Source organism: Xanthomonas sp. F4 (assembly GCF_011761895.1).
Genome location: NZ_JAASQX010000009.1, coordinates 21,285 through 46,912, shown reverse-complemented (window position 1 = coordinate 46,912; position 25,628 = coordinate 21,285). Strand labels below are relative to the sequence as shown.

Below are 25,628 nucleotides of genomic sequence, written 5' to 3'. Positions count from 1 at the left end.
GGCCGTCCACTGTACGCAGCCCCTGCCGCGCTTGCACATGCCGGCTGCGCATCTGCATATGCCGCCATGCGCGGTGTTGCCGCGGCGGAGAGGTGGCTCGCCCGCGGTCGGCGCGCTGCGCGCACCGCCCGGCTGCTGTCCGCAGTTGGCTAGTGCTGCGCTTCCGCTTCCACCTTGGCCGCGCGCGCGTAGCGTTGCGCGATCACCGCGCAGACGATCAGCTGGATCTGGTGGTAGATCATCACCGGCAGCACGATCGCGCCGAGGCTGCCGCTGGCGAACAGCACCTTGGCCATCGGCACGCCGGTGGCCAGGCTCTTCTTGGAGCCGCAGAACACGATCGGGATCTCGTCCTCGCGGGAAAAGCCCAGGCGCCGCGCGCCGAAGGTGATCAACGTCATCGCCAGCGCCAGCAGCACCGCGCCGACCACGGCGACGCCGAGCAGTGCCGGCAGCGGCGTCTTGTGCCAGAGGCCTTCGACCACCGCCGCGCTGAACGCGGTGTACACCACCAGCAGGATGGTGCTCTGGTCGGTGTAGCGCAGCACCGCACGGCGGCGCTCGACCCAGCCGCCGATCCAGCGCTGCAGCAGGTGGCCGGCGACGAACGGCACCAGCAGTTGCAGCATGATCTTGCCCATCGCCTCCAGCGGATTGGCAATGGCGCTCTGTGCGTCGCTCAGCACGCCCATCAGCAGCGGCGTCAGGAACACCCCGAGCAGGCTTGACAGCGAGGCGCTGCACACCGCCGCCGGCACGTTGCCGCCGGCCATCGAGGTGAAGGCGATCGACGACTGCACCGTGGACGGCAGCGTGCACAGGAACAGCACGCCGATGTACAGGTCCGGGGTCAGCAGCCAGTGCGACAGCGGCTTGAACAGCAGGCCCAGCAGCGGGAACAGGATGAAGGTGGCGGCGAAGATGGTCAGGTGCAGGCGCCAATGCAGCGCGCCGGCGACGATGGCCTCACGCGACAGCCGTGCGCCATGCAGGAAGAACAGCGCGGCGATCGCCAGATCGGTGACCACGTCCATCACCGACGCCGCGCGTCCCTGCACCGGCAGCAGCGAGGCGAGCAGCACCGTGCACAGCAGCGCCAGGGTGAACGGTTCGATGCGCAGGCGCGCGAGCCAGGACTTGATCATGGGGGGAGTCGAGCGGCGGGAATGTGCATTTTAGGAAGCATGGCGCCCGCACGCGAATCCCGACGCACCGCGTAGACAACTCGCAGACATGTTGCGATGCCGGCGGCTTTGGTCGAATGCGCGTATCGGCAGCTTGCTAGATTGCCTTCGCCCGACCGGTTGGGGGAGCGCATCGGGCACGCTGCGCGTTGCACATGCGCCAGCGCCTCCCGCTTCTCCAGGGATCAGGAGCACGCACATGCAATACGATCAGTATCAGACCGTTTTCGCGCTTTCGACGCTGGCCAATTGGGTCAGCACGCAGACCGGCACCGCGCAAGCACTGCAGGCCGAGTATCAGAAGGTCCTGGTTGCGACGCTGGCCTCGCCGCCTGCACAGGCGGCGATCGGTACCTGGGAATTGGTGTGGGGGCCGCAGGTCTGGCAGGGGGAGAAGTCCGATCGCTCGGACAATGCCATGTTCGTGGCCAAGGCGAGCAATGTGGGCGACTTGGCCGGGGACGTGTATGTCGTGGCGATCGCCGCGACCAATCCGCTTTCTTCCTACGACTGGATGATGGAGGACTTCGATGTCGCCAGCGTAGTCGACTTCGCGACTTACGATCCCACTGCGAGTACGCCGCCGGCGCAACTGCTGAATCCGACGGAAAAAAGCACGGTCATCTCGATGGGTACGGCGCTGGGCGTCTGGCATCTGCTCAACATGGTGAGTCCGCCTTCCGGCGTGTCGCCGGGCGCCACGCTGGACGCGTATCTGAAAAAGGTGGCGAGCAGTGGCGCAAGCGTGATTTTCGCCGGGCATAGCCTGGGCGGCGCACTGTCGCCGACCATGGCCACTTGGTTCAAGAGCACCCATCGGCTGGACGCCTGCAAGGCGGTGTACTGCTATCCCACTGCGGGCGCAACGCCGGGCAATGCCGCCTTTGCGGGGCTGTGCAAATCGACGCTGCCGCCAACCACCGGCAACACCTATCAAGTGTGGAATCGCGATCTGTGGAATTCGTACGACGTGGTGCCGCACGCCTGGAACACGACGATGTTGGAGCAGATCAAGACGATCTACGACAACAAGTCGTTCGTGACGATCGATCTTGCCGTGGACAACGCGAAAAGAAAGTCGCTCTCTTCCGGTATCGCTTACACCCAGATCGTCAACCAGCAGCTTATCGGCACGTTGGCAGGCATCCCGACCAGCGCCTTTCAATTCCTGGAGCAAGCGAAAAACCAGCATACGACCGCGTATTCCGCATTGATCGCGAATCGCCTCATCCCGGTGGTGCCGCCAGCGCATGAGCGGCAAACGGCAGACTTGGACGCAGATGCGGAGCTGTACGCCCTGCTGACGCGGCTCGACGCGGATGTGCGCGCGTCGACGGCGCAGTCCTAGGCACCGCACCGCACCGCACCGCGCAAGCAACGCAAAGGCGTGCTGCATGCTTGGAGGATGATGGCGATCGCCAGGTGCGATCGCCATCGTCGACGGAGGCCCGGCAGCACCCGGATGGGGGTACAACGGGTCTCCCGCCGGACTCAGCGCAACGACGCGAGCACTTTGAGCAGTTCGCGCTGTTCGTATTTGTCGGTCTCGTCCAGTCCCTGCGCGCGCTGCTTGGCGGTCAGTTCCTCCAGGCGCTGCTGCAATGTCTGCTTTTCCAACTGCACGACCACATCGTGCAGCTCCTGGCGCCAGCTGGCGGTCTCGCCGGCGATCTCCTGCACCGCCAGCTTCTGCAGCGCGGCCAGTTCCTCGCGTTCGTGGAAGTGTTCGAGCAGCGCGCCGGTGGTGATTTCCGGACGCGCATGCACGATCTGCAGCAGTTCGATCATCAGCTCGATGCCGGGCAGGCGCAGGCCGGCGAACGGGTAGGGCGGCGGCAGGTCCAGCGCCAGCGACGGCGCCTGCAGCAGGCGCACGATCGCCTCCCGGACCAGGCTGCGCTTGTGCGCCGGGCGCGGCGCGCGCGGCGGTGGCCTGCTTGCCGCGGCCGTGGCGGCCGCCGGTGCGGCGGCGCCGATGCCGGTGAGTTCGGCCAGGCGCTGGCGCATCAGATCGCCGAAGGCGCCGTCGGGAATCTGCGCCAGCATCGGCCGCGCGCGTTCGGCCAGGCGTGCCTTGCCGTCGAGCGTGCCGAGGTTGATCTCGCGCGAGAGTTCGTCGAAGAAGAACTGCGACAGCGGTGTGGCCTGGGCCAGCCGCACGTCGAAGGCCGCGGCGCCTTCCTTGCGCACGATGGTGTCCGGGTCCTCGCCGTCGGGCAGGAACAGGAAGAACGCCTGGCGCCCGTCCTTCATCCGCGGCAGCACCGATTCCAGCGCCTTCCAGCCAGCGCGGCGGCCGGCGGCGTCGCCGTCGAAGCAGAAGAACACGTCCGGCGCGTTGCGGAACAGCAGTTCGGCGTGGTCCGGCGTAGTGGCGGTGCCCAGCGTCGCCACCGCCTGGGTGACGCCGAACTGGAACAGCGAGACCACGTCCATGTAGCCCTCGACCACGATCAGCCGCTCGATCTTCTGGTTGGCCTGGCGCACCTGCCACAGGCCGTACAGTTCGCGGCCCTTGTGGAACAGCGCGGTCTCCGGCGAGTTCAGGTACTTGGGGCCGTCGTCCTTGTCGAGCACGCGGCCGCCGAAGGCGATGACCCGGCCTCGGCGGTCGAAGATCGGGAACATCACCCGGTCGCGGAACTTGTCGTAGACGTGGCCGCGGTCGTTCTTGGAGAACAGCCCGGCGCGGTCCAGCAGCTTGAGCCGGCGCTCGTCGGTACCCAGCGCGTCCTTGAGCGCGCTGTAGCCGTCCGGGGCATAGCCGATCTGGAAGCGCGCGCGGTTCTCGGCGTCCACGCCGCGGCCGTCCAGGTAGGCGCGCGCCTTCTCGCTGCCTTCGAGCTGGCGCTGGAAGAACTTGGCCGCCGCTTCCAGCGCCGAGTACAGGTCGCGGTGGTCGTCGCCGGCGGCCTGGGCGGCGCCGCGCTGCTGGGCGTCGCGCGGGATTTCCATGCCGGCGCGCTTGGCCAGTTCGTCGACCGCGTCGAGGAATTCGAGGCGGTCGTAATTCATCAGGAAGCTGATCGCGGTGCCGTGCGCGCCGCAGCCGAAGCAGTGGTAGAACTGCTTGGTCGGCGACACCGTGAACGAGGCCGAGCGCTCGTCGTGGAACGGGCAGCGCGCCGCGTATTCCTTGCCCTGGCGCTTCAGCGGCACGCGCGTGCCGACCACCTCGACGATGTCGGTGCGGGCGAGCAGGTCGTCGATGAATGCGTCGGGGATGCGGGCCATCCGCATAGGATGCCACGCGCGTGCGCCGTCACGCTGGGCGCGCGGCCTGCGCGGTTCAGCGCCGTGCGATCAGGGCGTCGGTGGCGCCTGCGCGGCGCTGCGCGGGTCGATCCCGGCGGCGGTGAGCTTGCTGTGCGAGCGCAGGCGCTCGTCGATCACCGCGGTGATCAGTGCGCCGACGAAGAACACCACGGTGGCGTAGTAGATCCACACCAGCAGGATCACCAGCGCGCCCATCGAACCGTAGGCGCTGCCCGGCGCGGCGGTGGCGATGTACAGGCCGATCGCGTAGCGCCCGGCCACGAACAGGCAGGCGGTGATGGCGCCGCCGATGACCGCCTGGCGCCATTGCACCCGGCGGTCGGGTAGGTAGTGGTAGAGCACGGCGAAGGCCAACACGTAGATCGCCAGGGTCGAGATGTAGCCGACCGCCGGCAGCAGCGACGGCATCCGCGCGAACACCACCTGCAGCACGGTGGTCAGGATCATCGAGATCAGCAGCAGGAAGCCCAGGCCCAGCACCACGCCGAAGGAGAACACGCGCTTCTTCAGCCAGGCCAGGATGCCGTCCAGGCGCTGCTTGTCGGTGCGGAAGATCAGGTTCAGCGCATTCTGCAGCTGCGCGAACACCGCGGTGGCGCCGACGAACAGCAGCAGGGTGCTCCACAGGCCCGCCAGCGAGCCGACGTTGGGCTGGTTCTTGGCGTTGTCGATTACCGTCTGCGCGACTTCGCGCGCGCCGTGGCCGGCGAGTTGCCCGATCTGCGCGATCAGCGCTTCCTGCGCCTGCGGATACAGCGAGGCGGTGAGCCACAGCAGCAGCACCAGCAGCGGCGCCAGCGACAGTAGCGCGTAGAACGACAGCGACGCCGCCTGGGTCATCACGTCGATCTCGACGAAGCGCCGCACCAGCGCGGCCGGCAGGCTCTGCTGCAGGCGGTCGAGATGTTTGTGCAGGCGATCGGACGACAGGGGCAGGGACATGGGCGCGGGACCTTCGGCGCGCGGCGTCGCAACGCCAGTCCCGCACTGCGCGCTGAAAGAGTGCGCGGGCTTGCCGGGCGTTGTAGCAGCCCGGCGTCGAAAGGCGGGTGAAACCCGCCGTCCGCGAGTCCGTCAGTACGGTCAGCCTGCCAGCTGCTGCTTGACCAGCACCGACACCTGGCCCATGTCAGCCTTGCCGGCCAACATCGGCTTGAGCACGCCCATCAGCTTGCCCATGTCGGCCGGGCTGGCGGCGCCGGTCTGCGCGATGGCCGCCTGGATCGCGGCGACGATCTCGGCTTCGCCCATCTTGCTCGGCAGGTAGCGCTCGATCACCACGATCTCCTCGCGCTCCACCTTGGCCAGGTCGTCGCGGCCGGCGGCCTCGTACTGGCTCACCGAGTCCTTGCGCTGCTTGACCATCTTGTCCATCACCGCGATCACCGCGGCGTCGTCCATCTCCACGCGCTCGTCCACTTCCTTCTGCTTGATCGCGGCGTTGATCAGCCGGATCACGCCCAGGCTGTGCTTGTCGCCGGACTTCATCGCGGCCTTCATGTCGTCGGTGAGCTGCTGCTTGAGGGTCATGAGGGGCTCCACAGGGATAGAGAAAAGGGGAAGGGCATTCTAGGCAGGCGCGCTGGCGCGGGCCGTGTGGCCGAGGCGGCATACGGGCGCCGAGGGAACAGGTGCGCGACCGGGATCTCGCGCAGGGCGGAGCGCCTGGTCAAAACCGCAGACGCACAAAAAGCCGGCGACGCTTGCGCGTGCCGGCTTCGTGGGCTTACCGTAGCGGATGCCGAAACCGGCACACCCGCTACCGCAGGCCGCGATCCTCAGTACAGACGCTGGCGCTTGGTGACGTCGCGCGAGGTGCGACGCAGCTGGCGCTTCACCGCGGCAGCGGCCTTGCGCTTGCGTTCCTGGGTCGGCTTTTCGTAGAACTCGCGCTTGCGGGTTTCGGCCAGCACGCCGGCCTTTTCGCAGGTGCGCTTGAAGCGACGGAGCGCAAACTCGAAGGGCTCGTTCTCGCGGACTTTAACGCTGGGCATGGAATCTCCGGGACACAATGGTGACCGGGTCACGCCCGGCGAGCCGCACATTATAGCGACAGTTTTCGCGGCTGCAAGCACCCCGTTTGGCCTGCCGCCGATTCGGTCGCACAATGCAGCGTATGAACGTTCTCGGCATCGAATCCAGTTGCGACGAAACCGGCGTCGCCGTCTACGACACCAGCCGCTCCGGGGCGGCCGCGTTGCGCGCGCACGCACTGTATAGCCAGATCGCGCTGCACGCCGAGTACGGCGGGGTGGTGCCGGAGCTGGCCAGCCGCGACCACGTGCGCAAGCTGCTGCCGCTGATCCGCCAGACCCTGGCCGAGGCCGGCCTGCAGGTGCGCGACCTGGACGGGGTGGCCTACACCGCCGGCCCGGGCCTGGTCGGCGCGCTGCTGGTCGGCGCCGGCGTGGCCCGCGCCCTGGCCTGGGCGCTGGAGGTGCCGGCGATCGGCGTGCACCACATGGAAGGCCACCTGCTGGCGCCGCTGATGGAGGATCCGGACCCGGTGCACGGGGTGCCGGCGCCGCCGTTCGTGGCGCTGTTGGTGTCCGGCGGCCACACCCAGTTGATCGCGGTGGAGGCCATCGGCCGCTACCGCCTGCTCGGCGAGACCCTGGACGATGCGGCCGGTGAGGCCTTCGACAAGACCGCCAAGCTGATGGGGCTGCCGTATCCGGGCGGCCCGCAACTGGCGGCGCTGGCCACCCAGGGCACGCCGGGACGGTTTCGCTTCGCGCGGCCGATGACCGACCGGCCCGGCCTGGACTTCAGCTTTTCCGGGCTCAAGACCCAGGTGCTGCTGGCCTGGCGCGACAGCGACCAGTCCGAGGCGGTGCGCGCCGACATCGCCCGCGGCTTCGAGGACGCGGTGGTGGACACGCTGGCGATCAAGTGCGAGCGCGCGCTGGAGGCGGCCGGCAGCGACACCATCGTGGTGGCCGGCGGCGTCGGCGCCAATCTGCGCCTGCGCGCCAAGCTGCAGGCGATGGCGCAGGCGCGCGGCGGCCGCGCCTGCTTCCCGCGCCCGGCGCTGTGCACCGACAACGGCGCGATGATCGCCTTCGCCGGCGCCCTGCGCCTGCAGGCCGGGCTGCACGACGCCGCATCCGCGGTGCAGGTGACGCCGCGCTGGGATATGGCCACGCTGCCGCCTTTGGCGGCAGCGCGGGATTCGGGAGTGGGGATTGGGGATTCGTAACGCGGCTCCGCTCCTGCCTCTGCTTTTGCTTTGCTTTCGCCTTTCGCTCTTACCATTCCCCAATCCCCATTCCCGAATCCCCGCCCCCAATGGATAAAGTCTTCATCGAAGGTCTGGAAATCGACGCGCTGATCGGCATCTACGATTGGGAGCGGCGGATCCGGCAGACGCTGCGCTTCGATCTGGAAATGGGCTTCGACAACCGCAAGCCCGCGGCCAGCGACGACATCGCCGATACGCTCAACTACAAGGCGGTGAGCAAGCGCCTGGTGCAACTGGTCGAGCAGTCCGGCTACGGCCTGGTCGAGACCCTGGCCGAGCGTTGCGCGGCGGCGGTGCTGGACGAGTTCGACGTGCAGTGGCTGCGGCTGAAGCTGAGCAAGCCGGGCGCGGTGCGCGGGGCGCAGGCGGTGGGGGTCATCATCGAGCGCAGCCGCGCATGAGGGTGCAGGCGTTGCCGCCGTTCGCCAGCGCCGCGCCGACGGCGGCGCCCGGCGCGAACTTCTTCGCCCACCTGCAGCACACGCTGGCGCCGTACCCCTGGGCCTACGACGCGATGGTGATCGCGGCGCTGCTGCTGGCGGCGTGGCTGGCCAACTGGGTGACCAAGCGGATCCTGCTGCGCGGGCTGCGGCGGGCGCTGCGCGCCACCGTGCTCAGCGACAAGGAGGTGAAGCTGAGCGTGATCCCGCGCCTGGCCAACGTGATCCCGGCATTGGTGCTGTCGCTGGGCATCGGCGCGGTGCCGCACCTGCCGGCGGTGATGGTCAGCGTGGTGCGCAACGTCTGCGCCGCCTTCATCGTGCTGACCGTGGCGCTGGCGGTGTCGCGCGTGCTGGACCTGCTCAACCACGTCTACGAGCGGCGCCCGGATGCGCACAACAAGCCGATCAAGGGCTACATGCAGTTGCTCAAGATCGTGCTCGGCGTGGTCGCGGCGGTGCTGATGGTGTCGGTGCTGGTCGACAAGTCGCCGCTGATCCTGCTCTCGGGCGTGGGCGCGATGATGGCGGTGCTGATCCTGGTGTTCCAGGACACCCTGCTGTCGCTGGTGGCCAGCGTCACCATCAGTTCCAACGACATGGTCCGTGTCGGCGACTGGATCGAGATGCCGCAGCAGAACGCCGACGGCGACGTGATCGATATCGCGCTGCATACGGTCAAGGTCCAGAACTGGGACAAGACCATCACCACCATCCCGACCAAGAAGCTGATCAGCGACTCGTTCAAGAACTGGCGCGGGATGAGCGAGTCCGGCGGGCGCCGGATCAAGCGCGCGCTGTACCTGGACCAGCACAGCGTGCGCTTCCTCGACGCCGCCGAGATCGAGCAGATGCGGCAGTTGACCGTGCTGCGCGAGTACATCGACCGCAAGCGCGACGAGATCGGCGCCTGGAACGGGGCGCTGGCCGAGCGTGGGGTGGCGCCGATCAACGGCCGCCGGATCACCAACCTCGGCACCTTCCGCGCTTACGTCGAGCACTACCTGCGCGCCAGCCCGCACGTGCGGCAGGACATGACCCTGCTGGTGCGGCAACTGGAGCCCGGCGCCAACGGCCTGCCGCTGGAGCTGTACTGCTTCGCCAACGACACCCGCTGGGCGATGTACGAGCAGATCCAGGCGGACCTGTTCGATCACCTGCTGGCGATCCTGCCCAATTTCGACCTGCGCGTGTTCCAGGCCTCCAGCGACGCCATGTTCATGGACAGCGCGCGCATCCGCCGCGCCCCGGACGCCGTGCCGCCGCCGTCCGCTTGACGGCCGTCACGTCTGCGGGCATGTTGCGGGACAACATGCCGGCGCCTCTCGCCGCCGGCCCGCAGCAACAAGGGGCGCGATGGACTGGAGCAAGTACCGCACGGCCACCTTCGACGAGCTGATCCAGTCCGGTGGGCAGCCACGTCCGGCTGCGCGTCGGGTCATCGAGTACCTGTCCAGCCTCAGTGGACGCGAATTGTCCGAACGCCAGCTCGCCGCCGACGTCGCCGCGCGGGTCATGGGCATCACCTTCACCGTCTACTCCGACGGCCGCAACGTCGACCGCACCCTGCCGTTCGACCTGATCCCGCGGGTGATCCCGCTGCACGAATGGCAGCGCACCGAGGCCGGGCTGAAGCAGCGCATGCGCGCGCTCAACCTGTTCATCGGCGACATCTACGGCGCCCAGCGCATCGTCAAGGACAAGGTGTTCCCGGCGATGCTGCTGGAGCACTCGGTGAACTTCCGCCCGCAGTGCGTGGGCATCACGCCGGCGCTGGGGGTGTGGGCGCACGTGTGCGGGTCGGACCTGGTGCGCGACGCCGACGGCACCCTCTACGCGCTGGAGGACAACCTGCGCATCCCCAGCGGCGTGTCGTACATGCTCGAGAACCGCATGGTCGCCAAGCGGGTGTTCCCGGAACTGTTCGAGACCAGCGCGATCCTGCCGGTGGACGACTACCCGGCGCAGCTCTACGACACCCTGGCGGCGCTGTCGCCGCGCCCGGGCGACCAGCCGGTGATCGCGCTGCTGACTCCGGGCATCTTCAACAGCGCCTATTTCGAACACGCCTACCTGGCGCAGGCGATGGGCATCGAGCTGGTCGAGGGCGACGACCTGTTCGTGGCCGACGACGATTGCACCTACATGCGCACCGTGTACGGGCCGCGCCGGGTCGACGTGATCTACCGCCGGGTCGACGACCTGTTCCTGGATCCGGAGGCGTTCCGCGCCGACTCGGTGCTGGGCGTGGCCGGGCTGATCCGCAGCTGGCGTGCCGGCAAGGTGGCGCTGGCCAATGCGCCGGGCGCCGGCGTGGCCGACGACAAGGTGGTGTTCGCCTACGTGCCGAAGATGATCCGCTACTACCTGGACGAGGAGCCGATCCTGCCCAACGTGCCCAGCTACCTGTGCCATGACGACAAGGACCGCCAGTACGTGCTCGAGCATCTGGACGAGCTGGTAGTGAAGCCGGCCAACGAGTCCGGCGGCTACGGCATGCTGATCGGCCCGCGCTCGACCACGCGCCAGCGCGAGCAGTTCCGCAAGCTGATCCTGGCCGACCCGCGCAACTACATGGCGCAGCCGACCCTGGGCCTGTCCACCGCGCCGATCGTGACCGACGCCGGGCCGGCGCCGCGGCACCTGGACCTGCGCCCGTTCATCCTGTCCCGCGACGACGTCTACGTCACCACCGGCGGGCTGACCCGGGTGGCGATGGAGGAGGGCTCGCTGGTGGTCAATTCCTCGCAGGGCGGCGGCGCCAAGGACACCTGGGTGGTGGACCTGGACGAGGAGCTGGACTGATGCTCTCGCGCGTTGCCGATAACCTCTACTGGTTCAGCCGCTACGTGCGCCGCGCCGAGACCACTGCGCGGCTGGTCGGCGTGGGCAGCCTGCTGCAGCTGGACCTGCCGCGCTCGGTGCGCTTCGCCTGGCGGCCGATGATCGACACGGTCGGCGCCGGCGAGATCTTCGCGCTGTGGTTCCCCAACGCCGGCGACGACGTCGGCGACGCCGACGTGGTGCGCTTCCTGCTGCTGGACGAACGCAATCCGTCCTCGCTGCGCACCTCGGTGCAGCACGCGCGCGAACTGCTGCGCGGCATCCGCGACACCCTGCCGCAGGAGATCTGGGAGGCGGTCAACGACCTGCATCTGTACATCGACGCCAACGGCGAGCGCAGCGTCGGCCGCCGTTACCGCATGGAGTTCCTGGGCCACGTCACCGACGCCTGCCTGAAGGTGTCCGGGCTGCTGACCGCCAACGTCAGCCGCGACATCGGCTTCCAGTTCCTGCGCCTGGGCACGGCGATCGAGCAGGCCGACATGACCACGCGCATCATCGATGCCGGCGCCTCGGGCCTGATCACCCCGCGCAAGGCCGACGACCGCGAGGCCTACCAGGCCATGCAGTGGATGAGCGTGCTGCGCGCGCAGGCCGCCTACCAGATGTACCGCCGGCACGTGCGGCAGCGCGTCACCGGCGAGCAGGCGCTGCGTTTCCTGCTGCAGAACAACGACTTCCCGCGCAGCGTGCAGTTCTGCCTGGTCCGCGCCCAGCACATCCTGCCGACCATGCCGCCGCGGCCGCCGGTGGAGCGCGCGCTGATGCGCATCAGCGGGCTGGTGCGCAACGCCGACCCCGCCTACCTGGCGCAGCACAATCCGGCCGGGTTCATGGACGAGATCCAGACCCACCTCGGCCACCTGCACAACGCCATCGCCGAGGCTTACTTCAGCTCCTGAGGCGCCCCGAGGGCGCCGCTGGGCCTGAGGCCGGCGGCCCGGCGTGGCCCTTGCCAGCCGGGGCCTTTCTATGCCAAGCCCACCATCGCCTTCCCCTAGGCGGTGCACGTGCGTAGGCGTATGGTACGCGGCGGCCGCGCCGGACCCGGTCGGTAGACAGTTTTATGAATAGGCGATTCCTGTGCCGGAACTTGCCCCATCGACTGGCCGCAGAGCTAGAATTGGCGGCTATGTAAACGTTTTCTCAAAGGACCCCATGGCTTCGGATCGTATCGAATCGCTCATCGCCCGCATGACCGTCGAGGAGAAGGTCGGCCAACTCGGCGTTTTCGCCGACATGGTGCGCCCGTTCGCCCCCGACGTGAATCCGGAAGCCAATGTCCGCAATGCCGACGAGGTGCTGCAGCAGGTGCGGTCCGGTCTGGTCGGCTCGCTGTTCAATGGCGGCGGCGCCGAGTCCGGCCGCATGATCCAGCGCGCAGCGCTGGAGAGCCGTATGGGCATTCCCGTGATCCTGGCCGCGGACGTGATCCACGGCATGCGCACGGTGTTCCCGATCCCGCTGGGCGAGTCCGCCAGCTTCGAGCCGGACCTGGCCGAGCGCACCGCGCGCGCCACCGCGATCGAGGCCACCGCCGCCGGCATCCATTGGACCTACGCGCCGGCGGTGGATATCGCCCGCGACCAGCGTTGGGGGCGCGGTGCCGAGGGCGCCGGCGAGGACGTGGTGCTGGGCTGCGCCTTTGCCGCCGCACGGGTGCGCGGCTTCCACGGGCCGGACCTGCGCGCCGACGATGCGCTGCTGGCCACGCCCAAGCACTTCGCGGCCTACGGCGCGGTCGCCGCCGGCATGGAATACGCCAGCGTCGACATCTCCCCGCAGACCCTGCGCGACGTGCACCTGCCGCCGTTCAAGGCCGCCTTCGAGGCTGGCGCGCTGAGCGTGATGACCTCCTTCAACGACATCAACGGCGTGCCGGCCAGCGCCAACCACGAACTGCTGACCGAGATCCTGCGTGGCGAATGGAAGTTCCGCGGGGTGGTGGTCTCGGACTACACCGCCGACATGGAGCTGATCGCGCACGGCTATGCCGCCGACGAGCGCGACGCGACCAAGAAGGCGTTCCTGGCCGGCATGGACATGAGCATGCAGAGCGGCTTCTACGCCGCGCACCTGCCGTCGCTGGTCGAGGACGGCGAGGTGCCGATGGCGCTGCTGGATGCGTCGGTGCGCCGCGTGCTGGAACTGAAGGAGGCGATCGGCCTGCTCGACGATCCGTACCGCTCGCTGGACCCGGCGCGCGAGGCCGACCAGTCGCATATCGCCGCGCACGATGCGCTGGCGCGCGACGCGGCACGGCGTTCGATCGTGCTGCTGAAGAACGACGGCCCGGTGCTGCCGCTGCGCAAGCAGGGGCAGAAGATCGCGCTGATCGGCCCGTTCGTGCAGGACCGCGACAACATCGAGGGCTGCTGGACCCTGTTCGGCGACAAGAGCCGCTACGTGACCCTGGAAGCCGGCGTGCGCGTCGCGCTGGACGACGCGCAGGCGTTGACCGTGGTGCCCGGCTGCGCGCTGGAAGCGCCGCTGGACGGCGGCATCGAGGCGGCTGTTGCCGCCGCGCGCGCCGCCGACGTGGTGGTGCTGGCGCTGGGCGAGCCGCAGCGCTACAGCGGCGAGGCGCAGTCGCGCACGCAGATCGTGCTGCCGCCGGCGCAGCAGGCGCTGGCCGAGGCGGTGGCCGCCACCGGCACGCCGCTGGTGGTGCTGCTGCGCAACGGCCGCGCGCTGGCGCTGCAGGGCGCGGTGCGCGACGCCGCGGCGATCGCGGTGACCTGGTACCTGGGCACGCAGACCGGTCCGGCGGTGGCCGACGTGCTGTTCGGCGACTACAACCCGTCCGCGCGCCTGCCGGTGAGTTTCCCGCTCGACGCGGGGCAGCAGCCTTACTTCTACAACCACCCGCGCACCGGCCGGCCGGAACTGCCGACGATGAGCGAGTTCAAGTCGCGCTGGCGCGAGGTGCCGAACGCGCCGCTGTATCCGTTCGGCCATGGCATCGGCTATACGCAGTTCGCCTACGGCGCGCCGCAGCTCGACCGCACCCAGGTCGGCTGGGACGATACCCTGACCGTGACCACCCGCATCGACAACGTCGGCGAGCGCGAGGGCGAGGAAGTGGTGCAGCTGTACATCCACGATCGCGTCGCCAGCCGGGTGCGCCCGGTGCGCGAGTTGAAGGCGTTCCGCAAGGTGCGGCTGGCGGCAGGCGAGGGCATGGAGGTCAGTTTCACTCTCGACCGCCACGCGCTGGCCTTCACCGGCCGCGACGGGCAGTGCGCGGCCGAGCCGGGCCTGTTCGACCTGTGGGTGTGCGCGTCGGCGGCCAGCGGCGAGCCGGTCGCGTTCGAACTGCTGCCGCAGGCCTGAGCGCCGCGGCGCGGCAGTGCGGCAAGGCCTGCCGCCGCCGCGTCGATGGACGTGAATACGCGACGTGTCTACCGGACCCGTCGCCGTGACGTGACCGCGGCCACGCCCTGGCCGCGGCATGCTTGCCGTGCACGCGGCGTCTGCTAGGTTCGGGATTCGACACTCCCAACCGATAGGTGCACGTCATGCAACGGACTTCCCTGGGTTTGGCTTGCGCGCTGGCCATGGGCCTGGCGATCTCGGCGGCACACGCCGCACCCGCCGACAAAGCGGCCGAGCGGCGCGGCGACTGGCCGTTCTCGGCGACACCGGTCGCTACTTTCAACGAACCGTGGGCGATGAGCTTCCTGCCCGACGGCACCGCCTTGGTCAGCGAGAAGGGCGGCACGCTCAAGCGCATCGACCCGGCCAGCGGCCACACTGGCACGGTCAGCGGCGTCCCGGCGGTGGCCTACGGCGGCCAGGGCGGCCTCGGCGACGTGCTGCCGCATCTGGGCTTCGCCAAGAACGGCTGGGTCTACCTGAGCTACGCCGAACCCGGCAGCGGCGACACCCGCGGCGCAGCGGTGATGCGCGCCAAGTTGACGTTGGACACCAGCGGCGGCGGCACCCTGTCGCAGCAGCAGGTGATCTGGCGGCAGCAGCCCAAGGTGTCCGGCAACGGCCACTTCGGCCACCGGCTGGCATTCGGCCCGGACGGCAAGCTGTGGATCAGCTCCAGCGAGCGGCAGAAGTTCGATCCGGCGCAGGACATGAGCGGCAACCTGGGCAAGATCGTGCGCCTCAACGAGGACGGCAGCGTGCCGGCCGACAACCCGTTCGCCAACCGCGGCGGCGTCGCCGCGCAGGTCTGGTCGCTCGGCCACCGCAATGTGCTCGGCCTGGCCTTCGACGCCAATGGCCGATTGTGGGAGCACGAAATGGGGCCGGCTGGCGGCGACGAACTCAATCTGATCCAGCGCGGCGCCAACTACGGCTACCCGATCGTGTCCAATGGCGACCATTACGACGGCCGCCCGATCCCCGATCACAGCACGCGCCCGGAATTCGCTGCGCCCAAGGTGAGCTGGACGCCGGTGATCTCGCCGGCCGGCTTTGTCATCTACAACGGCAGCCGCTTCCCGCAATGGCGCGGCAACGGCTTCATCGGCGGCCTGTCCTCGCAGTCGCTGGTCCGGATCGAGTTCAACGGCGAAACCGCACGCGAGGCGGCGCGCTACGACATGGGCCAGCGCATCCGCGAAGTGGAGCAGGGGCCGGACGGCGCACTGTGGCTGCTCGAGGATGGCGCGGGTGGACGCTTGCTGAAGTTGCAGCCGCTGGAGAGTTGACGCATGCGCCAGGCAGCGGCGGTTGCGTCGCTGCCTGGCGAGGGCATTCGTGCGCGTTGACGATGGTGCGATCCCATGCGGTGTGGGTGGGCGTGCAACGTCACCCAGAAAGCAACACGGTTGTTCGATCTCTCGCAGGCAATGGTGCGGCCGACGGCCCTCTGTTCCGGCAGTCATTTACGAGAGACCGGGTGCGCGAGTGCAACAAAAACGCGACGCCCAAAAACGCGACGCCCATGCGTCGTAGGAGCGGCTTTAGCCGCGACAGGTTTTCTCGGGAAGGCCTGTCGCGGCTAAAGCCGCTCCTGCAAGTTCTGATAATTGCGCGCCTGTGTTAGAGGCCGCCCGCCTTTTTTTGCGGGCCATGTGCTCCGCGCCGCCGATGTGCTGACAAGCCGGAGCAACTCAAGCTAGGCCGCAATTCGTCGCCATATTCCCGGATGCTGGCATTGCATCCGGGATAGCGTCGTAGGAGCGGCTTCAGCCGCGACGGTCTGATGGTCGATGCCACCTGCCGGTCGCAGCTGAAGCCGCTCCTACGCTGTTTTTCCTGCGGTCATCGGATAACGCGGAAAGCCGGCGTCATTCTCCGTTGCCAGCGCGCTCCCAGGCGCGCCGCACCGCGTGGCGGGCCTTGCTCCAGCTCAGCGTCTGCGAACCCTTGTTCTGGTCCCAGTCGCGGTGCAGTTCCGCTTCCACCTGCTCGTAGGCGCGGTTGAAGTCGCGGATGCGCGCCTCGTGGCCGGCGTGGTAGGCGGGCTCGTAGTCCTCGAACCGCTCGCCTTCGCTGTAGTAGGGCTCGTCGGCGAAGCGATCGCGCCAGTACTGCGAGACGGTGCTGCGATCCTCGTCGTTGGGCGCGCGGCCGGGAATCTGATACGGAACGCTCATCGTGGGTCTCCGTTGTGGTGAATGCGCCTCACGCTAGCCAGGCGGCCGTTAATCCGGTCCCTGCGCGGCGTGATCGCGATATGAAACATTCATGCCTTCTGGCAGGCTGCGCCGGCGCGCACGGTGGCTTACGATCCGCCACTACCTCCCTCTTCCGGCACACCCCATGGCCGCCAACGGCATCGCCTTGTTGACCCCGTACCTGGCCACGGCCGGGGTCGGCTGGCTGTATTACCGGCGCATCCGCCGCTACTTCGGCCGCCAGCCCTGGCAGCCGCGGCGCACCGGCGTGCGGCTGGGGTTCCTGCTGCTGGTCGCGGCGCTGCTGACCTGGCTGGCCACGCACTTGCCCGCCGTGCGCCTGGGTATGGCGCTGGGCGCGGTGGGCGGCGCCGCGCTGGGCGCCTTCGCCCTGCACCACACCCGCATCGAGCTGCAGGACGGCGCGCGCTGGTACACGCCCAACCCGTGGATCGGCGCCGCCCTGAGCGTGCTGTTGCTCGGGCGCCTGGCCTGGCGCTGGGCCAGCGGCGCCTTCTCCGGCGGCAGCGCGCAGACCCTGCAGAACGCCAGTCCGCTGACCATGAGCATCGCCGCGGCGCTGATCGCCTATGGGTTGGTCTACGCCGCCAGCCTGTTGGTGCGCATGCGGTCTTTGACGCCGGTCTGATGAGCGGCGCGCCCACCGATGACGACGCGATGGCAGTCTTCTCGAGGCGTTTAGGTCTCGCAGACCATCCAGCGCAACGACCCATGCAGCATCGAGGTCTCGCGCAATGTACCCAGCCGCCGGCGTGGCCTCAGTGCGCGGCGGCAGCCGCTTCGTAGGGCAAGGCCGTGGCGCCGGCCGCCTGCAGCGACGCGTCGGCGGCGTCCAACTGTTCCGGCTCGCCTTCGATCACCACGAGGATGCGGCCGGCCTCGATTTCCTCTTCGAAGTTGCGTCGCACCGGGTCCGGCACGGTGGCCCCGACCAGGGCCGAGGACCAACTGCCGACCAGGGCGCCAGCGATCGCCATGACCCCGGCGCCAGCCAAGGTGATGCCCAGCGGCGGCACCGCGATCGCGGCCAGTCCGGCCAGCAGCCCGGCTGCACCGCCGCCCAGCGCGCCGCGCGCGGCGGCCGGCACGGTGTCGGTCTTGCCTTCCTTGCGGTCGTCGGGGATGGCTTCCAGCTCGATGTCGCCGCGGGCGACCAGCGACAGGTCGTCGTTGTCGAGGCCGGCGCCGCGCGCGGCCTGCAGCGCACGGGTGGCGGTGGGCAGATCCGGAGCGCTGTAGACGCGGCGTCGTTTCATGGCGGTCGGCTCTTGCTGGCGGGCATCCAGCGTCCGGGCGCCGCGGTTATCCGCGCGTGACCTGCGCGCAAGGCGGCGTGAAGGCGTTCACGCCGCGTCCTTGCGTGGGAATCGATAGAACAGCGCACCGACCAGCAGTGCCACGCCCGCGGCGGCCAGGTTCTGCCAGCTGGCGCTGAGCAGCAGCGCCAGCGCCAACAACAGCGCCGCCAGCGGAATCAACGGCCCGCCCGGCAGGCGCAGCGCACCGGGCCGGTCACCATAGCGCCGCGCCAGCACCAGCACCGCCGCGGCAGTGCCGATGTAGGCGAACAGGCGGGTCACCATCGACAGCAGCGCCAACTGCACGAACGACCCGGACAGGGCCAGCGCCAGCGACAGCACGCCCTGCAGCAGGATCGCCGCGGCCGGCGTGCGGAAGCGCGGATGCACCCGCGCCAGGAACGCCGGGCCGTAGCCGTCCTTGGCCAGCGCGAACAGGAAGCGCGGCCCCAGCATCACCGTGTTGCTGGTGGTGCCGAGGATGGAGATGGTGGCGCCCACGGTGAGGATCAGCGCCAGCGCCTCGCCGCCGAAGCCGCTGGCGGCATCGGCCAGCGGCGTCGCCGACTGCGCCACGTTGGGCAGCGTGCCCTGCGCCACCACCTGCACCGCGGCATAGATCAGGGTGACGGTGACGATCATGGTGATCAGCGCGAACGGCACGTCGCGGCGCGGATTGCGGTATTCGCCGGCGGCGGCCGGGATGTTCTCGAACCCGGCGTAGGCGAACAGCAGCAACAAGGCTGCCTCGCCCAGGTTGCCGACATCGCGCGGGTCCGGAGTTTTGCCCGAGAACGCCCACGACCAATCCACGTAGAACACGCCGATCGCCACGAACAGCAGCAGCGGCACCAGCTTGCCGATCACCAGCGCCACGCCGGTGCGCGCGGCCGACTTCACCCCGATCACGTTGATCGCGGTGAGCAGACCGAGCGAGCCGACCACGATGCCCAGGCGTGCGCCGCCACTGGCCGCGGCCGGCCAGAAGCGCACCACCGCATCGGCCAGGCCGTTGCTCAGCGCGGCGGCCGAACTGATCCGGGTCAGCCAGATCATCCAGCCGATCTCGAAGCCGGCGAAACGGCCGAATGCCTCGCGCGCATACAGATAGCTGCCGCCGGGTTCGTCGAAGTAGCTGGCGGCCTGCGCGTAGCACAGCACCAGCAGCGCCACCGCCACGCCGGCCAGCAGCACCGCCCACAGGCTCAGCGGCCCGAGCAGGGCAGCGGTGGCCGCCGGCAGCAGGTAGATGCCGCTGCCGATCACGTCGTTGATCGACAACCCCACGATCTGCCAACGGCTGACCGCACGCACCAGCCCGGGCGCGGGCGCCTGGCTCACGGTGCCGGCTCCACGGCCGGCAGTGCCCAGTCGGCCCGCAAGCGCTGGTAGGCACTGCGCGGCAGCAGCACGAACAGCGGGGCCGCGGACGGCTGCAGCCACGCCAGCAGCCGCTGCATGTCGGCCGGCTGCATCGCGGTGCAGCCGGCGGTGGGGGCGCCCGGGGCGCGCCACAGGTGGGCGAAGATGCAGCTGCCGGCGCCGGGCGTGGCTTGCGCGTTGTGCTGGATCACGAAGCCCTCGCGGTAGCGCTGATCGCCGTCGTGTTGCAGGTCCAGGCGCATGGGTTCGGTGGACCCGGCCACCGCGGCGTTACCGACCTTGTCGGCGTCGACGATGCGGTTGTACAGCGGCGAGTCCGGCACGTCGATGCAGTAGTTGCTCTGCTGCATCGCCTGGTAGGGCATGGTGCTGTCGATACGCGGCGCGTAGCCGAAGGCCTCGCCGATGGTGAACACCCCGGCCGGGCTGCGGCCGTCGCCTTCGCGCTTCTGCGGACCGTCCGCTTGTGCCGGATGCAGGCCCAGGCCCCAGGCGCTGCCGTGGCGGCCGAGGCTCACGTCGAAGGCCTGCCCGTGCGCGTGCCACCCGTGCGCGTCGCGCTCGAATGCCTGCAGCCGCCCCTGCGGGCTGTCCCAGTCCGGCGCCAGTACCAGGATCAGTTGCTGCGCGCGCTGCAACGCGGGCACGGCGCCGTTGTCGGCGGCCACGCCCGGCGCGGCGATCAGGAGGCACAGCAGGGCCAGGCCGATGCGCCAGGCGCGGTGGCGGCCGGCGTGCAGTGGCGTGGCAGGGGACCGATGGAGCAGGGGCATGGGCATCTCCGGTGGCGGCATGGGCGGGTGGGCGCGCCATGGGTGAACGGTAGCGCAGTTACGAGGCGGATGGCGCGCGCTGGTGCCGCTCGCTTGCCGGCAACTCGGCCGATGCAGTGGATGGCGGGTGGTGTATGTGCTGGTGAAGTGTGGGCAGTGGTATCGGTGTTGTGTCGTCGGTGCCCATGCCGCACCAGGGCAAGCTGATTCATGCGGTTGCGGTTGCGGTTGCGGTTGCGGTTGCCGTTGCCGTTGCCGTTGCCGTTGCCATTGCTCCTGCTCTTGCTTTTGCTGTTGCTCTGGCTTTTGACTTGCCGGGTTCCCTTCCGAAGCGGCGGCCGGCCCGGGGAAAAACCCCGAAGGGGCGGCGCACAGGGACGTGCGCCGTTCGCGGCAGGGGCAGGATGCCCCTTCCGCGAATCCCCGGGGTGGACGCGGACCCGGAGCGCGTTAGCGCGGAGGGCGCGAGGCAGGGTGTGCTTTCTTTTGGTTACTTTTCTTTGCACAAGCAAAGAAAAGTAACTCGCCGTCAGGCGAAAGCTTTGCTCTTGCACTTGCTCTTGCTGCTGCCGCAGCTGGATTGCAGGAGCGACTTGAGCGGCGACAGGGATTATCGATCACGTCGGTCGCGGCTAAAGCCGCTCCTACAGTCTTTCTCCTCCGACTCAAGCTTGAAGCAACGGCAAAGGCTTTCGCCCTTTCGGGCGAGTTACTTTTCTTTGCTCGCGCAAAGAAAAGGTAACCAAAAGAAAGCGCGCCCTGCCTACGCGCCCTCCGCGCTGCGCGCTCCGGGTCCGCGAACCAGACGGGATCCGCGGAAGGGGCATCCTGCCCCTGCCGCGGACGGCGCACGTCCATGTGCGCCGCCCTTCGGGTTTTTCCCGCCTGGTTCGCCGCTTCGGAAGGGAACCCGGTAAGTCAAAAGCCAAAGCAACGGCAACAGCAAGAGCCACAACCACAGCAACAGCAACAGCAACAGCCAAAGCGACACCTGCAACCGCACCGATAGCGCCGCCAGTGTGCTGGCCTCACGGCTCGCCCGATGGCGCGCGAACCACCAGCGGCCGCGAGACGGAGTCGCGCGTGACCAGGCGGTGCGGCACCACGTGATTGACCCTGATGCGCTCCGCGCCAGCGGCCTGCCGGATCTCCCGCAGCAGCAGGTCGATCGCCGTGTCGGTCATGTCCGCCACCGGTTGATGGATGGTGGTCAGCTCCGGCCACACCATCGTCGATGCCGACGTATCGTCGAACCCCACTACCGACAGATCCTCCGGCACCTTCAGGCGGCGACGGTGCGCCACCGACACCACGGCCGAGGCCATGTCGTCGTTGCTCGCGAAAATCGCGCTCGGGCGCGCCTGCAAGGCCAGCAACCGTTCGGCCGCCTCCAGGCCGGCGCGATAGGTGAAGTCGCCCGGCTGCACCAGCGCGGCGTCGTAGCCGATGCCGGCATCGGCCAGGGCATCCCGGTAGCCCTGCCAGCGGTGCGCACTGGCGGTCTGGTTCGGGTCGCCGGTGATGTAGCCGATGCGGGTATGCCCGTGCGCGATCAGGTGCGACACCAGGTCATGGCTGGCGCGGCGGTCGTCGATGCGCACGCAGGAAATCCTGTCGCTGAACCGGCCGGACGCGATGGAGACGACGGGAATCCCGGCGTCGGCGAACACGGCGACGATGGCCTTCGATTCGCACAACGGTGCCGGGAGAAGCACGCCCGCCACGCTGGTGCAGAGCGTGCGCGCGGCGGCGCGGCGTGCACGCGGCCCCAACCCATCCCAGGTGGCGATCACCAACTGCGCCGCCGCGCGGGTGGATCCGCGCAGCGCGCCGACCAGCAGTTCGCGCAGATAGCTGGAGCTGGGATTGGTGTAGATCAACGCGATGCAGGTGTGCTGCGCCGCGGCGAGGGCGCTGGCGGCCGGGTTGGGCCGGTAATCCAGGGCGCGCACGCTGCGCATCACCCGCTCGCGCGTGCTTTCGCGCACGCCGGCATGGCCATGGGTGACGCGCGAGACGGTCATCGGCGAGACGCCCGCATGCGCCGCGACGTCGTCGATGGTGATGGCGCTCCCTCTTCGACGCGTCGTTTTGGAGGTGCTCTTCAAGGAATGCGGTCCTTTGTTGCGACGCATGATGACAAGCGATATCCCAGGTGCGTAGTCTGCGCTCGACGCGATGATAGCGCTATCAATCAGCGGCAGTCGGGCTCGGGGGGAGCCTTTATCGCGCGTCGTCTGGCAATCCTGAAACGGAGTTTTGAGTCGCAGCGAACGCACAGCGCGCTGCGATGTTCGGCGTGGAAGACGGGCATCGCCCGTGCGTGCCTCTTGGGGGAGGGGCGATACATCCATCGATCGCATGTCAGAGGGGAGAGTCATGAGCGCTTCTATGTTTCGTCGTAGCCAAGACCTGGGGGCTCGTCCATGAGCCGCACGCTGGCGAAGTTCAAATCCAGGGCCATGTTCACCTTCGTCGGTGGCGTCCTGGTCATCAATCCCGCATTCGCGCAGGACGCGTCGACGCCGGCACCGGCCGCGCAACAGCAGGCCCAGAGCAGCCCGACGCAGCTGGACACCGTGCAGGTCACCGGCCTGCGCAACAGCCTCAGCCAGGCGATGGACATCAAGCGCGATTCCGCGGGTGTGGTGGATGCCATCAGTGCCGAGGACATCGGCAAGTTCCCCGATACCAACCTGGCCGAATCGCTGCAGCGCATCACCGGCATCTCCATCGAGCGACGCGACGGCGAAGGCGCACAGGTCACCGCGCGCGGCTTCGGCCCGCAGTTCAACATGGTGACGCTCAACGGGCGGCAGATGCCTGGCGCCGATGCGTTCGGCGCTGCCGGGCAGGTCGCCATCGGCGGTGTCGACGGCGGCACCCGCGCCTTCAACTTCGCCCAGCTCGCCGCCGAAGCGATCAATGGCATCGAGGTCTACAAGACCAGCCAGGCCAACATGCCCAGCGGCGGCATCGGCGCCACCATCAACATCCTGACTGCGCGCCCGTTCGACCACCAGGGCATCGTCGCCAGCGCCGGTGCCAAGGCGGTCTCCGACCGCAGCCAGCCGTTCGACGACGACCTGACGCCCGAACTGTCCGGCATCTTCGGCTACAGCAACCCGGACAAGACCTTCGGCGTCGGCGTGAGCGCGAGCTACCAGAAGCGCAAGGGCGGCTCGGTGCAGGCCACCGAGAACTATTGGAACGTGCAGCCGTGGACCGGCTCAATGCCCGGCAACCCGACCGTGGTCAACGCGCCGCAGGCCGGTGCGCTGTATGCGCGCCCGAACGACTTGCGCTATGCGTTCTCCGAGTTCGAACGCGAGCGCGTCAACGGCCAGGCGGTGCTGCAGTTCGCGCCTACCGACAGCCTGACCTTGACCCTGGACTACACCTATTCGACCAACGAGATCACCGAGAATCGTGGCGAGCAGGGCATGTGGCTGCAGAACAGCAACTACACCGATGTGACGTTCGATACCAGCGGCGCGGTGGCCGTGCCGACCTACATCCGCGAAATCGCCGGCACCAAGGATTTCGGCCTCGAGCAGCAGCGCAGCATGCAGAAGTACAAGCTGGGTTCGCTCGGTCTGAACGCGGTGTGGAACGTGACCGACCGGCTCAAGCTCAGCTTCGACGCGCACGACTCGAAGAACGAAAGCCGCCCGAACGATCCGCTGACCGGTGGCGGCTCCATCTTCATGAGCATCGCCGGCACCAACAACTGCACCACCGGTCCGCAATGCGGCGGGTCCTGGGTGCAGGAGCTGAACTTCAACAACGGCCTGCCGATCGGCACCCAGGTCTGGTATCCGAGCGACGCCGACGCCGCGGCCAGGACCAACGGCGTGGTCAACCCGGGCTTCGTACCGGGCGAGATCGGCACGCAGGTGCTGCGTGTCAACTCGCAGAGCCAGATCAGCCAGATCAAGCAGGCCCGCGTGGATGGCGAGTGGAGCTTCGACCAGGGCCGCTTCCAGTTCGGCGTGGACAGCAACAAGTCGACCACCCATCGCATCCAGGCCGCCGAGGCGTATTCCACCCTGGGCGACTGGGGCGTGGCCAATGTCGACCGGGATACCGCTGGCGGCCTGATGAACCTGATGCAGCCGGTCAACATCATCGGCCTGTTCCATGACTACGGCGGCAGCAGTTGGCCGGCATGGCGGGGTGATGCGGGCAGGCTCGCGGAATGGGCGGCCAGCCAGTACGGCGTCGGCCTGGGCGTGAGCCCGCAGCGCGCCGCCGACAACTTCGTGGAAGAGAAGACCCGCTCGGCCTATTTCCAGGTCGAACTGGATGGCGAGCTGGCCGGCATGCGCACCAATACCCGGCTGGGCGTGCGCTACGAAACAACCGACGTGGTGTCGACCTCGGTCATCGCCACGCCCGAAGCGATCGAGTGGCAGTCCAACAACGACTTCCGCGTGGTGCTGTCCAACGAGCAGCAACCGTTCAGCGAAAAGACCAGCTACAGCTACATCCTGCCCAACCTCGATTTCAGCATCGATCTCAGCGAGACGCTGAAGGGGCGCGTCTCGTTCGGCAAGAGCATCGCGCGCGCGCCGATCGGCAACCTCTATGCCGGTCCCGGGGCACAGCAGCCATTCGGCTCGGTGCTGATCGATCCGTCCTCGCGGGCCAGCGGCACCGCACAGAACCCGTCGTTGAAGCCGCTGGAATCCGACAACCTCGACCTGGCGCTGGAGTGGTACTTCGCCGATGCGAGCTATCTGTCGGTGACGTACTGGAACAAGTCGGTCAACAATTTCGTCGGCAATACCGTGGTGCAGGAGACGCTGTACGGCCTGCGCGATCCGACCTCCGGTCCGGACGCGAGGACGGCCCTGGGGTTCCTCACCAGCGGTGCCTGCCTTGCCCAGGTCGGCCCGGCCAATGCGGCGGCCTGCTCGGCCAACGATACGTCGTTGTTCACTGCGCTGGCCTTGCTGCGCAACAACCCGGCCGGCCTGGCCGCCTACAACGGCACCGGCGCGCAGGTGCTGGCGACCGAGGCGGCCTACGATCTCTACGGCGAGGCCGACGATCCGTTGTACGAGTTCAACGTCAACCGCCCGATCAACCAGAACCAGGCCAAGCTGCATGGCTGGGAACTCGGCGGGCAGTACTTCCTCGGCGACACCGGGTTCGGCATCCTCGCCAACTACACCATCGTCAAAGGCGACGTCGGCTACGACAATGCCGGCGACCCCAGCATCGACCAGTTCGCGCTCACCGGCCTGAGCGACACCGCCAATGCGGTGCTGATGTACGAAAAGTACGGCTGGTCGGTGCGCCTGGCCTGGAACTGGCGCGACCAGTACCTGATCCTGGCCAACCAGGGCACCAGCCGCAATCCGTACTATGTGGAACCGTACGAACAGTGGGACCTCAGCGTGAACTACACGTTGAACGACAACTGGTCGTTCGGGCTGGAGGCGATCAACCTGACCGGCGAGGACGTGCGCTGGCGTTCGCGGACCTCGCAGATGATCGTCAAGCTGGCCGACCAGAGTCCGCGTTACATGCTGGGCGTTCGCTACAAGTTCTGAGGAAGGCGGAGAGGATCTCTTCGCATGTCGTCAC

Annotated in this window: 20 protein-coding genes; 10 read left to right on the top strand and 10 right to left on the bottom strand. The window is 68.4% G+C overall.

All coding sequences use genetic code 11. The features are described from left to right. Positions 1–149: 149 nt before the first annotated feature. Positions 150–1,145, bottom strand: coding sequence for a bile acid:sodium symporter family protein (locus FHR66_RS20300; protein WP_160968802.1), 996 nt, complete (start codon positions 1,143–1,145; stop codon positions 150–152). Positions 1,146–1,383: 238 nt separating this feature from the next. Between FHR66_RS20300 and FHR66_RS20295 the strand changes: the two genes are divergently transcribed. After that, positions 1,384–2,532: a lipase family protein gene (locus FHR66_RS20295; protein WP_160968800.1), complete on the top strand. Its 1,149-nt coding sequence runs from the start codon at positions 1,384–1,386 to the stop codon at positions 2,530–2,532. A gap of 143 nt (positions 2,533–2,675) precedes the next feature. Here the strand turns inward: FHR66_RS20295 and dnaG are convergent, their stop codons facing one another. The 4 genes from dnaG to rpsU all read right to left on the bottom strand — a co-directional run bounded on the left by dnaG (position 2,676) and on the right by rpsU (position 6,454). Continuing rightward, positions 2,676–4,418, bottom strand: coding sequence for a DNA primase (dnaG, locus tag FHR66_RS20290; RefSeq protein ID WP_160968798.1), 1,743 nt, complete (start codon positions 4,416–4,418; stop codon positions 2,676–2,678). Positions 4,419–4,487: 69 nt separating this feature from the next. Further along, positions 4,488–5,402: a YihY/virulence factor BrkB family protein gene (locus FHR66_RS20285; protein WP_160968796.1), complete on the bottom strand. Its 915-nt coding sequence runs from the start codon at positions 5,400–5,402 to the stop codon at positions 4,488–4,490. A gap of 141 nt (positions 5,403–5,543) precedes the next feature. Continuing rightward, positions 5,544–5,990 (bottom strand): GatB/YqeY domain-containing protein, encoded by a 447-nt coding sequence (locus FHR66_RS20280; RefSeq protein WP_160968795.1) that lies wholly within the window; start codon positions 5,988–5,990, stop codon positions 5,544–5,546. Positions 5,991–6,238: 248 nt separating this feature from the next. Next, a complete protein-coding gene (gene rpsU / locus FHR66_RS20275) occupies positions 6,239–6,454 on the bottom strand; it encodes a 30S ribosomal protein S21 (RefSeq protein ID WP_003465342.1) in 216 nt (71 codons plus the stop codon). Between the two features lie 122 nt (positions 6,455–6,576). Here rpsU and tsaD point away from each other — a divergent pair, with 122 nt between their 5' ends. From tsaD to FHR66_RS20240, 7 genes are all read left to right on the top strand, one after another. Next, entirely contained in the window at positions 6,577–7,659 is a 1,083-nt protein-coding gene (gene tsaD / locus FHR66_RS20270; RefSeq protein WP_160968794.1) for a tRNA (adenosine(37)-N6)-threonylcarbamoyltransferase complex transferase subunit TsaD, read from the top strand. A gap of 89 nt (positions 7,660–7,748) precedes the next feature. Next, positions 7,749–8,102, top strand: coding sequence for a dihydroneopterin aldolase (folB, locus tag FHR66_RS20265; RefSeq protein ID WP_160968792.1), 354 nt, complete (start codon positions 7,749–7,751; stop codon positions 8,100–8,102). Beyond that, entirely contained in the window at positions 8,099–9,418 is a 1,320-nt protein-coding gene (locus FHR66_RS20260) for a mechanosensitive ion channel domain-containing protein (protein ID WP_160968790.1), read from the top strand. Before folB ends, FHR66_RS20260 begins: the two co-directional genes overlap by 4 nt. A 79-nt stretch (positions 9,419–9,497) precedes the next feature. Then, on the top strand, positions 9,498–10,946 hold the full coding sequence (locus FHR66_RS20255) for a circularly permuted type 2 ATP-grasp protein (protein ID WP_160968788.1): 1,449 nt from the start codon (positions 9,498–9,500) through the stop codon (positions 10,944–10,946). Continuing rightward, positions 10,946–11,887 carry an alpha-E domain-containing protein gene (locus FHR66_RS20250; RefSeq protein ID WP_160968786.1) on the top strand — a complete coding sequence of 314 codons (942 nt, stop codon included), beginning with the start codon at positions 10,946–10,948 and terminating at the stop codon, positions 11,885–11,887. The genes FHR66_RS20255 and FHR66_RS20250 overlap by 1 nt, the downstream gene beginning before the upstream one ends. 256 nt (positions 11,888–12,143) lie before the next feature. Next, on the top strand, positions 12,144–14,318 hold the full coding sequence (locus tag FHR66_RS20245) for a glycoside hydrolase family 3 N-terminal domain-containing protein (protein WP_160968784.1): 2,175 nt from the start codon (positions 12,144–12,146) through the stop codon (positions 14,316–14,318). A 185-nt stretch (positions 14,319–14,503) separates the two neighbouring features. Then, positions 14,504–15,649: a PQQ-dependent sugar dehydrogenase gene (locus FHR66_RS20240; RefSeq protein WP_160968782.1), complete on the top strand. Its 1,146-nt coding sequence runs from the start codon at positions 14,504–14,506 to the stop codon at positions 15,647–15,649. Positions 15,650–16,231: 582 nt separating this feature from the next. On the opposite strand, the gene FHR66_RS20235 is transcribed toward FHR66_RS20240, so the two are convergent. Next, positions 16,232–16,540 (bottom strand): hypothetical protein, encoded by a 309-nt coding sequence (locus tag FHR66_RS20235; RefSeq protein WP_160968780.1) that lies wholly within the window; start codon positions 16,538–16,540, stop codon positions 16,232–16,234. A gap of 166 nt (positions 16,541–16,706) precedes the next feature. On the opposite strand from FHR66_RS20235, the gene FHR66_RS20230 reads away from it, so the two are divergent. After that, positions 16,707–17,210, top strand: a complete 504-nt coding sequence (locus FHR66_RS20230; RefSeq protein WP_160968778.1) for a hypothetical protein — start codon at positions 16,707–16,709, stop codon at positions 17,208–17,210. A gap of 130 nt (positions 17,211–17,340) precedes the next feature. On the opposite strand, the gene FHR66_RS20225 is transcribed toward FHR66_RS20230, so the two are convergent. The 4 genes from FHR66_RS20225 to FHR66_RS20210 all read right to left on the bottom strand — a co-directional run bounded on the left by FHR66_RS20225 (position 17,341) and on the right by FHR66_RS20210 (position 22,060). Then, positions 17,341–17,838 carry a hypothetical protein gene (locus tag FHR66_RS20225; protein WP_160968776.1) on the bottom strand — a complete coding sequence of 166 codons (498 nt, stop codon included), beginning with the start codon at positions 17,836–17,838 and terminating at the stop codon, positions 17,341–17,343. An 87-nt stretch (positions 17,839–17,925) separates the two neighbouring features. Beyond that, the gene (locus FHR66_RS20220) at positions 17,926–19,221 is read right to left on the bottom strand and encodes an amino acid permease (protein WP_160968774.1); all 1,296 of its coding nucleotides are present in this window, start codon (positions 19,219–19,221) and stop codon (positions 17,926–17,928) included. After that, positions 19,218–20,036, bottom strand: coding sequence for a L,D-transpeptidase family protein (locus FHR66_RS20215; RefSeq protein WP_160968772.1), 819 nt, complete (start codon positions 20,034–20,036; stop codon positions 19,218–19,220). The genes FHR66_RS20220 and FHR66_RS20215 overlap by 4 nt, the downstream gene beginning before the upstream one ends. A gap of 1,028 nt (positions 20,037–21,064) precedes the next feature. Then, positions 21,065–22,060: a LacI family DNA-binding transcriptional regulator gene (locus FHR66_RS20210; protein ID WP_237475390.1), complete on the bottom strand. Its 996-nt coding sequence runs from the start codon at positions 22,058–22,060 to the stop codon at positions 21,065–21,067. A 402-nt stretch (positions 22,061–22,462) separates the two neighbouring features. On the opposite strand from FHR66_RS20210, the gene FHR66_RS20205 reads away from it, so the two are divergent. Further along, positions 22,463–25,594 (top strand): TonB-dependent receptor, encoded by a 3,132-nt coding sequence (locus tag FHR66_RS20205; protein WP_160968770.1) that lies wholly within the window; start codon positions 22,463–22,465, stop codon positions 25,592–25,594. The last annotated feature ends 34 nt before the right edge of the window (positions 25,595–25,628 follow it).